Annotated in this window: 11 protein-coding genes; 9 read left to right on the top strand and 2 right to left on the bottom strand. The window is 63.0% G+C overall.

The window, feature by feature from the left end:
• Positions 1-86: 86 nt before the first annotated feature.
• From AC1RZR_RS07630 to AC1RZR_RS07600, 7 genes are all read left to right on the top strand, one after another.
• Positions 87-947 (top strand): LysR family transcriptional regulator, encoded by an 861-nt coding sequence (locus AC1RZR_RS07630; protein ID WP_477269152.1) that lies wholly within the window; start codon positions 87-89, stop codon positions 945-947.
• Between the two features lie 161 nt (positions 948-1108).
• Positions 1109-1675 (top strand): elongation factor P, encoded by a 567-nt coding sequence (gene efp, locus AC1RZR_RS07625; protein WP_111548334.1) that lies wholly within the window; start codon positions 1109-1111, stop codon positions 1673-1675.
• A 248-nt stretch (positions 1676-1923) separates the two neighbouring features.
• The gene (locus AC1RZR_RS07620; protein ID WP_477269149.1) at positions 1924-2724 is read left to right on the top strand and encodes an inositol monophosphatase family protein; all 801 of its coding nucleotides are present in this window, start codon (positions 1924-1926) and stop codon (positions 2722-2724) included.
• A gap of 87 nt (positions 2725-2811) precedes the next feature.
• Positions 2812-3498 carry a PAQR family membrane homeostasis protein TrhA gene (gene trhA, locus AC1RZR_RS07615; protein ID WP_481828141.1) on the top strand — a complete coding sequence of 229 codons (687 nt, stop codon included), beginning with the start codon at positions 2812-2814 and terminating at the stop codon, positions 3496-3498.
• 108 nt (positions 3499-3606) lie between these two features.
• Positions 3607-4632: a MotA/TolQ/ExbB proton channel family protein gene (locus AC1RZR_RS07610; protein ID WP_477269145.1), complete on the top strand. Its 1026-nt coding sequence runs from the start codon at positions 3607-3609 to the stop codon at positions 4630-4632.
• A gap of 1 nt (position 4633) precedes the next feature.
• Positions 4634-5665, top strand: coding sequence for a peptidoglycan -binding protein (locus AC1RZR_RS07605; RefSeq protein ID WP_477269143.1), 1032 nt, complete (start codon positions 4634-4636; stop codon positions 5663-5665).
• A gap of 246 nt (positions 5666-5911) precedes the next feature.
• Positions 5912-6346, top strand: coding sequence for a hypothetical protein (locus AC1RZR_RS07600; protein WP_477269141.1), 435 nt, complete (start codon positions 5912-5914; stop codon positions 6344-6346).
• Positions 6347-6466: 120 nt separating this feature from the next.
• Here the strand turns inward: AC1RZR_RS07600 and AC1RZR_RS07595 are convergent, their stop codons facing one another.
• Positions 6467-6820 (bottom strand): DUF1304 domain-containing protein, encoded by a 354-nt coding sequence (locus tag AC1RZR_RS07595; protein ID WP_477269139.1) that lies wholly within the window; start codon positions 6818-6820, stop codon positions 6467-6469.
• Between the two features lie 142 nt (positions 6821-6962).
• Between AC1RZR_RS07595 and AC1RZR_RS07590 the strand changes: the two genes are divergently transcribed.
• Both AC1RZR_RS07590 and AC1RZR_RS07585 read left to right on the top strand, forming a co-directional pair.
• The gene (locus AC1RZR_RS07590; RefSeq protein WP_477269137.1) at positions 6963-8447 is read left to right on the top strand and encodes a carboxypeptidase M32; all 1485 of its coding nucleotides are present in this window, start codon (positions 6963-6965) and stop codon (positions 8445-8447) included.
• Between the two features lie 209 nt (positions 8448-8656).
• Positions 8657-10609, top strand: coding sequence for a DUF3857 domain-containing protein (locus AC1RZR_RS07585; RefSeq protein ID WP_481828140.1), 1953 nt, complete (start codon positions 8657-8659; stop codon positions 10607-10609).
• Between the two features lie 16 nt (positions 10610-10625).
• Here the strand turns inward: AC1RZR_RS07585 and AC1RZR_RS07580 are convergent, their stop codons facing one another.
• On the bottom strand, positions 10626-12425 hold the full coding sequence (locus tag AC1RZR_RS07580; RefSeq protein ID WP_477269133.1) for an ABC transporter transmembrane domain-containing protein: 1800 nt from the start codon (positions 12423-12425) through the stop codon (positions 10626-10628).
• Between the last annotated feature and the right edge of the window lies 1 nt (position 12426).

Raw genomic sequence — 12426 nt, 5'->3', positions numbered from 1 at the left:
GTTGCAAGGAAAATCGCTTGCCACGCAACGGATTTCAAATTCATAATAAGAAGAATGATTATGCGTATAGAACATGGTAGAAACGGATGCTCGAGGAACTGCGCACGCTTGTCTTGTTCGCCGAGGAAGGGTCGATCCAGAAAGTGGCCCGGCGCCTGCCGCTGACGCAGCCTGCCGTGAGTCGGCAGATCCAGCGGCTGGAGGACATGCTCGCCACCACGCTGCTCGACCGGCGGCAGAAGCCGCCGCGGCTGACCCAGGCAGGCCAGGATGTGCTGGCACGCGGCCGCGACATTCTCGCTTCGGTCGATGCACTGAAATCCTTCGCCGGCAGTGCCGAGCCTGAAGGCGCGCTTCGCCTTGGCCTTGCCCACGGCCTCTCCGACAGGGATGTGGCGGGGGCCATTGCCAATGCCGCCGCCTTGTTTCCAAACGTGTCGCTACGCCTCAAGACCGGCTGGAGCGCCGAGCTCGTCGACCAGTTTGATCACGGGCAACTCGATGTCGCCATCGTCTTGCGGGCAAGCGCCGGCGAAAGCAGCGAAGGTGCCATCGGCACGGAGCGCCTCGGCATTGTGGCCGGCAAGCACTCCGGCCAGGCGCCCGATCTTGCAAATGCCGCCTGGGTATTGAGCCCCGCACCCTGCGACGCGCGCCAACGGCTGCTTGCCGTCCTGGGCGAAGACGCAAGGAGATTGTCCATCGCCGCCGAAATCCAGGACCCGGCCATGCAGATGGAGTGGGTGCGCCGGGGTCACGGGCTCGGCCTCATGCCCATGCGCCTTCTGCGTCAGCACCTGCCGAAGGGCGTGATGCTCGTCGAAGCAGGTGATCTCGATCTCTCCATGCACGTCGTTGTCATGCGCTCGCCGCACATCCATCGACTGACAAAGGTCGCCGATGCCGTCGCCAAATCCATCGGTGCGGTTCTCAACCGGAGCGAATGACACCGCTGCCATGGCATCGCACCTCCGGACCTCGGCCTGGGTGTTCCATCCCCGTCGCATGGCCGCAGCCTGCCCGCTCCCTTGCCTCTTCTGGCGATTTGTGGTCTTGGGAGCCGCGAAATCGCTTTCTCGGCGAACATCTCATTCCGGATCAGATCACTATGGCCAAGATCAATGGCAACGAAATCCGTCCCGGCAACGTCATCGAGCATGATGGCGGCCTTTGGGTGGCGGTCAGGACCAACACGGTCAAGCCAGGCAAGGGCGGCGCCTACAACCAGGTCGAGCTGAAGAACCTCATCAACGGTACCAAGCTCAACGAGCGTTTCCGCTCGGCCGAGACCGTCGAGCAGATCCGGCTCGACTTGAAGGATTTTTCCTTCCTCTACGCGCAGGAAGATGCGCTGGTGTTCATGGACACCCAAAGCTACGAGCAGCTCGAATTGAACAAGGACTTCGTCGGCGACCGCGCCGCCTTCCTGCAGGACGGCATGATGGTGACCGTGCAGCTCTATGACGAAAGGCCGATCGGCATCTCCTTGCCCGACTATGTGACGCTGACCATCACCGAGGCGGATCCGGTGGTGAAGGGCCAGACGGCGGCTTCGTCCTACAAGCCGGCCATGCTGGAAAACGGCATCCGCGTACTGGTGCCGCCATTCATAGGCGCTGGCGAGCGCATCATCGTCGACACCAACGAAATCACCTACGTGCGCCGCGCCGACTAGAGCAATTCCACGAAAAGTGTGAAACGGTTTTCCCGGGAAAAGCGCATAGCGCTTTCCCTTGGGAATTGCGACAAACAAGGAGACAGAGCGGTTCGGCGTTTCCGTGAAGCGATCAACCGATCTAAGCATGATCCCGAACCGAAGGTCAGCGCAGCAAGAAGTTGCAGACTTTTCGGAAACAAGCACATGGAGCGCGGGCGCGATCCAATTTGAGTTGATCCGCCCCAAGCTCTCGGAGTTTCAACGATATGGCACGCTCAGCCCTTCTCAACGTCATGGTCCAGGCCGCAATGAAAGCCGGCCGCTCGCTGTCGCGCGACTTCGGCGAGGTGCAGAACCTTCAGGTTTCGCTGAAAGGCCCTGGCGATTATGTCAGCCAGGCCGACCGCAAGGCCGAGGACATCGTCTTTGCCGAACTGTCGAAGGCACGGCCGGGCTATGCCTTCCTGATGGAAGAGCGCGGCGTGGTCGAAGGTGACGACAGCCAGCACCGCTGGATCGTCGACCCGCTCGACGGCACCACCAATTTCCTGCACGGCATCCCGCTCTTTGCCGTTTCGATCGCCCTGGAACGCCAGGGGCAGATCGTTGCCGGCGTCATCTACAATCCGGCAATGGACGAGCTCTACACCGCCGAACGCGGCGGCGGCGCCTTCATGAACGACCGCCGCCTGCGCGTCGCCGGCCGCATCAAGCTGGTCGACACGGTGATCGGCTGTGGCGTGCCGCATCTCGGACGCGGCCACCACGGCAATTTCCTGGTCGAACTGCGCAACGTCATGGCGGAGGTCTCCGGCGTCCGCCGCATGGGTGCCGTCTCGCTCGATCTGGCCTATGTCGCCGCCGGCCGCATGGATGGTTTCTGGGAAACCGGCCTGTCGGCCTGGGACGTCGCCGCCGGCCTGCTGCTGATCCGCGAGGCGGGCGGCTTCGTTTCGGACATGGATGGCGGCCAGGACATGCTCGACAACGGCTCGGTGGTCGCCGGCAACGAGGTCATCCAACGCGCCTTGCTGAAGGCCGTGAAGAAGCCGCTCTCGGCGCGCTGATGCGCCGCAGTCGCAAAACCGCAACGGAAGCTTGAAATACTGCCAGGCGAGCGCCCAAGTTAGGGTGCGCGGCGCAGGAACCCGGCAGTGAAAGACAACCAACCCTACCCCGACATACCGTTCATCGGACGCTGGCACTATTCGCGCGCCGAGATGATCGCCGACGGTATCGTCCATGCCGTCGGCATCGTGCTGGCGATTTCGGCCGGTTCGGCATTGCTGGCGCTGGCGGCCTTTCGTGTCGGGCCGGGCGAATACATCGCCGCTGCCTTCTATGTGGTTTCGCTGCTCACCGTGCTGTCGGTGTCGCTGACCTACAATCTGTGGCCGGTGTCGTCGCCAGCGAAATGGATCTTGCGGCGCTTCGACCATGCCGCGATCTATCTCCTGATCGCCGCCACCTACACGCCTTTCCTGGCTCAGCTCGAGGGCTCGCCGCTGGCGCACTGGATGATCGTGCTCGTCTGGACCGCCGCTGCCATGGGCATCGCCATCAAGGTGTTTTTTCCCGGCCGTTTCGACCGGCTGGCGATCGTCTTCTATCTCGCCATCGGCTGGAGTGGCGTCATTCTGGTGAAGCCGCTTGTCCAGACGCTGCCGACGACGTCGCTCGCGCTCATCGTCGCCGGCGGCATCGTCTATTCCTGTGGCGTCATCTTCTTCGCCTGGAAGGGACTGCGCTTCCACAACGCGCTGTGGCACGGTTTCGTCGTCACCGGCGCCGGCCTGCATCTGGCTGCGATGGTCGACTGTCTGGTCATCAATCGCCTCTGACACAGACTATCGACGCGGCAATATTGCCAAGCGCCATTCAATTTGGTCACAATTCCGTTTAGAGTCGCGGTCTACGTGATCGGCGGCGGCATCGGAAACGGGGCACGGATGGCTTTTCTCAGATCCTTCGGCATGGGCAGACGTTCTGATGTCCTGATCTACGACCCGCACAAACTGTCGAGCCCTCAGGTCTTCCTGCTGACCATGATGATCTTCCTGGTCATCGTTGCCTTCATCGCCGCCATCCTGACCCGCCAGATCTCAACTGCTTTTGGCAGCAATCCCGGCCTCAACGGTCTGATCGTCGGCGTGCTGGTGGTCGGCATCCTGCTGGCCTTCGGCCAGGTCGGACGGCTGTTTCGCGAAGTGCGCTGGGTCAACTCCTTCCGTGCCGGTTCGGAGACCACTGAACCGGTGCTGCTGGCGCCCATGAAGGCGATGATCGGCCGCTCCTCGGCGACGGCCTTCTCGACCAGTTCGATGCGGACCATGCTCGATTCCATCGCCACGCGCCTCGACGAAAGCCGCGACACCTCGCGCTATCTTGTCGGCTTGCTGGTGTTCCTCGGCCTGCTCGGCACTTTCTGGGGCCTGTTGAACACCATCGGCTCGATCCGCGAGACCATTGAATCGCTCGATCCGGGCACGGGCGACGCCGCTGCGGTGCTCGATTCGCTGAAGCAAGGTCTTTCGGCGCCTTTGGCCGGCATGGGCACGGCTTTCTCGTCCTCGCTGTTTGGCCTGTCCGGCTCACTGGTGCTTGGCTTCCTCGACCTGCAGGCCGGCCGCGCCCAGACGCGCTTCTACACCGAGCTGGAAAACTGGTTGTCCTCGGTCACCGATCTGTCGTCCGACATCGTCGTCTCTGACCCGGCCAAGGCCGAATCCTCGGACGAGATCCGGGTTTTGTCGGAAAGGCTGCGCAGCATGCAGGAGAATGGCGGCAGCTCCAATCCGCGCGTCGCCACCGCCATGGCCAATCTCGCCGACGGCATTTCCGGGCTGGTCAAGAACATGCGCTCCGAGCAGCAGATCATGCGCGACTGGGTCGAGGCCCAGTCCGACGAGCAGAAGGCGATGCGCAACACGCTGGAAAAGATCGCCGATGCCCTGAAGAAGCCCGGGGTGCATTGACGTGGCGCTGGCACGTGGGCGGCGCACCGATCGCCGCATCGACTACTGGCCGGGCTTCGTCGACGCGCTCTCGACTCTGCTTCTGGCGATCATGTTCCTGCTTACCGTCTTCGTGCTGGCGCAGTTCCTGCTCGGCCGCGAAATCTCCGGCAAGGATACGGCGCTCTCGCGCCTCAATTCGCAAATCAACGAACTGACCCAGCTTCTGGCGCTGGAGCGCTCGACGACGCAGGACAAGGATGATTCGCTGGCCAATCTGCAGGCATCACTGTCGGCAGCGGAAGCCGAAAAGAGCCGGCTCCAACAATTGCTGGCGCAAGGTGCGGGCGCCGGCGACGCCGCCAACCAGCGTGCCGTAGCACTGTCGGGGGAACTCGACAGCCAGCGCCAGATCAGCCAGCAGGCGCTGAGCCAGGTCGAGATCCTCAACCAGCAGATTGCAGCACTTCGCAAGCAGATCGGCGCGCTCGAGGATGCGCTCAACGTCTCCGAAACCCGTGACCGTGATTCCAACACCAAGATTGCCGATCTCGGCCGCCGCCTGAACGTAGCACTTGCCCAGCGCGTGCAGGAGCTGAATCGCTACCGCTCCGACTTCTTCGGCCGCTTGCGCGAGATCCTCGCCGACCGCGAGAACATCCGCATCGTCGGCGACCGCTTCGTCTTCCAGTCGGAAGTCCTGTTCCCGACCGGCTCCGAGGTGATCAACGATGCCGGCAAGGTCGAGATGAAGAAACTCGCCGACGCCATCATCGAACTGCAGAAGGAAATCCCGCCCGAGATCAACTGGGTGCTACGCGTCGACGGCCATACCGACAACAAGCCGCTCTCCGGCACTGGCCGCTACCGCGACAACTGGGAACTGTCGACGGCGCGTTCGACCTCGGTGGTAAAATTCCTGATCGAGAACGGCGTGCCGGCCAACCGGCTGGTCGCCGCCGGCTTCGGCGAGTTCCAGCCGCTCGACCCCGCCGACACCGAAGAGGCGCGCAACAAGAACCGCCGCATTGAACTGAAGCTCACCGAACGTTGATCCATCATCACGCGGCATCACGCGAATTTGTTTGCCGGCTCAACTCTAGGGCGCAGACCGAGGCCGACAAGGCCTGAAAAGATTATCTTTTTTTAATTACACATCGTCGCTGTGCAGTCCTAGCTTCCCGCCTGGGCCGAGAACCGCCGGCGATGATCCCCCATCGCGACGCGACGGAACCGGACGGCCCTCGGCCGGAAGGCAGGCGAAACAACCGCTGCCTTCCCTTTCAGGAGGAGACGCGCGATGCGCTCTTTTATTCCCAAGACCTCGCTCAGAACTGCGACATTCACGGCATTCCTCATCGCCATTCCCCTCGCCGGCGCCTATGCCGCGGGCCATCACAAGGGCGGTCTTGACGCCACCGACCCGACCGACTTTACCGGCCCGCGCGTCGAGGGACTCCTCAACCAGGTCCAAGGCGTCCACCAGGGCATAGTCGACGCAAGACAAGCCAACAGCATTACGCCGGCCGTGGCCGAGCGCCTGGAAATGCGGACCGCCCGCATCAGTCAGGCGGCCGAGAAGATCGCGGCATCGGATCATGGCAGGATACCGGCGGCACAATACCATGACCTGCTGCGCCGTCTCGACAATGTCGACCAGCGTCTGAAGGGCGATACCGGGAGCGTTTTCCTGATGGGCGATGGCGCCGACGGCGGGAAATATCCGAACGGCTGAGACCGCGCACCTCGATATCGAGCATGATTCTGCCGAAGTCGATTCCGATTTTCCGGGCATGCGCCAGGAAGGGACCACCTGGCGCCTTCGGGACCTCAATCCCGCGGGCGTCTCTTTTCGCTACCAGCCCAGCCAGACTGCAATCAGGGCAACCACCGCCGGCACGGTCTGGATGAACAGGATCTTGCGGCCAACCGTGGCCGCGCCATAGAGGCCGGCAATGGCCACGCACAACAGGAAGAAAACCTTGACCTGAAATCCGGCAGCCCCGAGGTAAAGCCCCCAGATCAGCCCAGCGGCGAGGAAGCCGTTGTAGAGGCCCTGATTGGCGGCGAGCACCTTCGAAGCGCTGGCGAATTCCGGCGTCAGATTGAATGCCTTGTGCCCGCGCGGCGTGTCCCACAGCACCATTTCGAGATAGACGATGTAGACATGGATCAAGGCCACCAGCCCGACCAGGATGTTGCCGATCATAGTCCTCCCCCTTCATCTGTCGCCGGTAGCATTTCACGCGTGACCTCACCTGCGCAAGATGCACCCGCAGCGCAGTGCCCGAGGGTTGCAAACGCCTTTGCGTTGGTATCTTTTCGCGCCGTCCTCAATCACGGAAGCCTCCATGTCCTTTCAGAAACTCGATGATCTCGGCCACAAGCTCGAAGCGCTCGAGCATGCGCTAGCCATCCTTGGCGCCGACGAGGCCACCCACATGGCAGTCGGTGGCGGCGAGAAGCGCGCCGAGGCAATGTCGGCGCTGGCAGGCATGTTTCACACCAGGGCAACGGCACCGGAAATCGCCGACTGGATCGCCGCAGCCGAACAGGAAGCGTTGAGTGAGGAGCAACGGACCGCCATCGCGGAACTGCGGCGCCAGTACACCAATCTGACTTGCCTGCCGGTCGAATTCGTCGAACGGCAGACCACGGCGCGCATGCGCTGCGAGCAACTGTGGCGCGACCTGCGCGCCAAGAACGACTGGGCTGGCTTCCAGCCGGCGCTCGAGGGCGTGGTGGCGCTGGTGCGCGAAGAGGCGGCGCTGCGTGCCGATGTGCTCGGTCTCGCCCCCTACGACGCGCTGATGGAGCAATACGACCCCGGCAACCGCGCCGCCGACATCACGCATGTCTTCACCGACCTCAAGGCTTTCCTCAGGGGTTTCGTGCCGGAGGCGCTGGCGATACAGGAAGCGCGGCTGCGCAAGCGCCCGCTGAAGCCGCTTTCGGGCACCTATGCGATCGACCGGCAGCGCGAGCTCGGCCTTGCCATGATGGCGGCGGTCGGCTTCGACCTGACACACGGGTCGCTGTCGGTGTCGCACCACCCGTTCTGCGGCGGTGTGCCGAGCGACGTGCGCATCACCACCCGCTACAAGACGTCTGACTTCCTGTCGGCGCTGATGGGCGTGCTGCACGAGACCGGCCATGCGCTGTACGAACAGAACCTGCCGAAGGCATGGTCGCACTGGCCGCTCGGCAGGGCGCGCGGCATGGCCGTGCATGAAAGCCAGAGCCTGTTCGTCGAAAAGCAGCTTGGCCGCAACCCGGCCTTCTGGCGCTGGGCGCTGCCGGTGGTCGAAAAGCATCTCGGCGAAGCCTGGTCGCTCGACGACATCCTGCCGCATGTGCATCATGTCGAACGCGGCCTGATCCGTGTCGATGCCGACGAGGTGACTTACCCGCTGCATGTCATCCTGCGCTACGAACTGGAGCAGGAGCTCGTCTCGGGCAGGCTGGAGGTGGCCGATCTGCCCGAAGCCTGGGACGCCAAGATGCGCGACTATCTCGGCCTTTCCACCATCGACAATCCGGCCGACGGGCCGATGCAGGACGTGCATTGGCCGGGTGCGGCCTTCGGCTACTTCCCCTCCTACACGCTGGGCGCGATGATGGCGGCGCAGCAATGGGCGGCGCTGACGCGGGAGCATCCCGCCGCCGATGACGATCTTGCCAAGGGTAATTTCGAGTCCATCAACGCCTGGCGCCGCGAAAAGATCTGGTCGCAGGGGTCACGCTGGTCGACACCGGACCTGCTCGAGCGCGCCACCGGCGAAAAACTCGACGCCACTTATTTCGTGAACCATCTGAAGCAGCGATACGGCGGATGAACCCGCCATATCGGCCCTTCTCGATTTCGGTGATCGGCTGATGCCCGTCGGCATTCTGGATGCAACGGGCGTCATCGCTGGGCGGCGACAGCTTCCTGTGTCTTGCGGGATCGTCTCTACTTTTCTATCACTGGTAGTATCCGACAGTTATCTTGCGAGACGGCCGGATTGTTCGGGCGGGGTGCTTTCCAGTGATATCTTCAGCGATCATGCGGCTTTTCGTCTTGATTGCCTTTGCCATTTTCTGTTCCCCAGCCATGGCCGGCGCCGAAATCCACAAGGGCAGTCCTGGCGGCTGGATCGATCGGGTCGAGCTTCCCAGGCCGGACCCGCGCTTCGACAGCCAGATCAAGAACGGCATATCCAATCTTTTGTCGGAGTATCAGATCCGAAAACGGCCAGGCGGCATCGAGGCATTTGACCGCTATGCCTACAAGATCGTCGATCGCACCGGGCTCGAGCGCGGTGCGGCCATAAGCATCGAGTTCGACCCGGCAACGTCCGAAGTCACGATGAACTGGCTGAACATCATTCGCGACGGCGTGGTGATCGACCGGTTGCCCGGGGCCACCTTCGACGTTTTTCGACGCGAAAAGGATGCGGAGAAAGGCCTGTTCGACGGCTGGCTCACCGCTTATGTGAATGTCGACGATGTCCGCGTCGGCGACATCATCGACTACGGCAAGACCACGGTCAGGACACCGATCGTCGGTGCTGACCTGTTTTTTCACTCGGTCGCGCTGGCGTGGGGAGAACCCATCGCACTCATCCGCGAGAGAGTGATTTGGCCGACAACCGAGCCGCTGAAGATCCGCCAGATCCGCACCGACCTCCAGCCGGATATCAAGGCGGATGGTGCGATGACGGCCTATCTTTGGCAGAGCGCAAATCCGGCTCCGGTCAAGCCCGAAGAGAACCTGCCGGCGGATTTCCTGACTTACCCCAGTGTGCAGATGTCTTCGACGTCCAATTGGCAGGATGTCGTCGACGCGGTTCTGCCCTACTACCGGCTCGATCAGGAACTGCCGGCCGAGTTCGCCTCGAAACTGGACGACATCGCCACCAGATACGCCAAGCCGGAAGACCGGATGATCGAGGCGATGCGGCTGGTTCAGGACACCATTCGCTATGTGAGCCTGTCGATGGGCCGCGGCTCCTACATCCCCCGCAGCCCCGATGTGGTGGTCAAGAGCGGCTTCGGCGACTGCAAGGACAAGGCCCTGCTTCTTGCCTCCAGCCTGCGGCGGCTGGGTATCCAGGCTGACCCGGCGCTGACAGACCTGGACGACGGATTTGCACTCGGCGATATTCTTCCAACAATACGCGCGTTTGACCACGTCATCGTCAAGGCCATCATCGGCAGCCAGACTTACTGGATCGATGCGACCAACTATCTCCAGGGCGGCAGGGCCGAGAACCTTGTTCCGCCCGACTATGGCTTTGCCTTGCCGATCGTCGCCGACAACGCTCAGATGGAGAGAATCGAGCGCAAGGAACTTTTTCAGCCGACCACCTTCGTCAGCGAGGCTTTTGACTTTCCCAAACTCAAGGGCGAGCCGCTCAACCTGACGGTCAGTACGACCTATCGCGATGCGGATGCCGACAGCATGCGGTACAGGTTGGTTTCGCAATCGGCCACAAAGCTCGCCGACGACTACCTACAATACTACAACCGCCAGTATCCCGGGATGACAAGCCTGGCGACGTTGTCGACAAACGACGACCGCGATCGGAACGTCGTCACGATAGTCGAATCCTACGAGTTGCCGGCAGAGGCGCTCGATACCGATGATCTTGTTACGAACTTTCCGCTGAAGGCGGATGTTGGCATCAGCAATTTGCCGGCGCCGGATATGGTCGGCAGGATCGGTCCGGTCTGGCTCGGCAGCCCCATATTCAAGCGTCATCAATGCATCGTCAGAAACCTGAAGGCACAATTTGTCGGGCCCGAGAAATCCGACGACGTGATTACGCCCTACGTCGCCTTCAAGGCGCGCTGGTCCAGTACGCCAACTGAATTTCAGGTCGACTGGTACCTCAAGACGATCGGCGATCGGGTTCCCGCCAAGAATATCGGCGCCTATCTCCGATCACGAAAGAAGATGAGCGACAATTCCGGCTGGAACTACAACTTCGCCTACGCCGAGCCCGAAGCAAACTGAGTCCCGCCGGAAATGCCTACTCCGCCGCGCCCCTGAAGGCGCTGGCGCCGGTATCGAACTGCAACTTGGCCAGCCGCGCATAGATGCCGCCCTTGGCGACGAGGCTCTGATGCGTGCCCTCCTCGACGATGCTGCCGCCGTCCATGACCAGGATCCTGTCGGCCTTCAGCACCGTCGCCAGCCGGTGGGCGATGACGATGGTGGTGCGGCCCTGCATCAGCCGCTCCAGCGCCACCTGCACCAGCGTCTCGCTTTCGGCGTCGAGCGCGGAGGTCGCCTCATCGAGCAGCAGGATCGGCGCGTCGCGCAGGATGGCGCGGGCGATCGCCACCCGCTGGCGCTGGCCGCCGGACAGCGTCACGCCGCGCTCGCCGACCTGGCTGTCATAGCCTTTCTCCAGCCTCAGGATGAATTCGTCGGCCAGCGCGTCCTTCGCCGCCGTCTCGATCTCGGCCTCGCTGGCGCCCGGCCGGCCAAAGCCGATATTGTCGCGGGCGCTTGCCGCGAAGATGGTGACATCCTGCGGCACGATGGCGATGCGCTCGCGCACCGAGACGGGATCGGCCTCGCGCACGTCGACGCCGTCGATCAGGATCCTGCCAGTTTCGGGATCGTAGAAACGCAGGATCAGCGAGAAGACCGTGCTCTTGCCGGCGCCTGACGGGCCAACAATCGCTACCGTCTCGCCGGGCATGACCTGAAAGCTCAAGCCATGCACGGCAGCGCGGTCGGGCCTGGCCGGGTAGGAGAAGGAGACATCGTCGAACACGATCGCGCCCTTGGCGGCTGTTGGCAGGGGCTTCGGATGGGCCGGTGCCTGGATTGCCGGCTTCTCGGCCAGGATCTCGGTCAGCCGTTCGGCAGCACCCGCCGCCTGCGCAAGCTCGCCCCACACTTCCGACAGCGCGCCGAGCGCACCGGCGGCGAACACTGAATAGAGTAGGAACTGGCCGAGCGTGCCTGGCGATATCGAGCCTTCGAGCACGTCGCGCGAGCCGAACCACAGCACCGCCACGACGGACGAGAAGATCGTGAAAATGGCAAAGAAGGTGAGGAAGGAGCGCGCGAAGATCGAGGCGCGCGCCGCCGCGAAAGCGGCTTCCACCGCGGCGGAGAAATGCCCTGTGACCAGCTTCTCATTGGTGAAGGCCTGCAACGTGCGCACCGCGCCGATCTGCTCGCTGGCATAGGCGGTGGCATCGGCAAGTGTATCCTGCGCCTGCCGCGACTTGCGCCGCACCGAACGGCCGAAGGCGACCAGCGGCAGCACGATGACCGGGATAGCGGCGATCACCAGGCCGGACAGTTTCGGGCTGGTGACGACCATCATCCCCACCGCGCCGAGGCCAAGGATGACGTTGCGCAGCGCCACCGAGGCCGTCGCCCCGACCGCCGATTTGACCTGCGTCGTGTCGGCGGCGAGCCGCGAAACGATCTCGCCCGACTGGGCGGTGTCGAAGAAGGAAGGCGATAGCGTCGTCACATGGGCAAAGACATCGCGGCGGATGTCGGCGACGACGCGCTCGCCGAGCGTGATGACGAAATAGTAGCGGCCGGCCGAGGCGGCCGCCAGCACGGCGGCCATCGCCACCAGCGCCGCGAAATACTCGGCGATGAAGGTGGTGCTGGCCGACGAGAAACCATGATCGATCATGCGCCGCACGGCCAGCGGCAGCGCCAGCGTCGTTGCCGCGGCGATGACCAGCGAGATGACGGCGCCGATGACCAGCGTGCGATAATGCGTGATGTACGGGAACAGGCGCCTGAGCGGCTTGAGCGAGCGCCGGCGCTCGTCTGCGCTGCTGGGTTGCGCCATT

This window comes from Mesorhizobium bavaricum (genome assembly GCF_056781655.1).
Note: the sequence above shows the minus strand (reverse complement) of the source record. Positions and strands in the feature narration are given on the sequence as shown.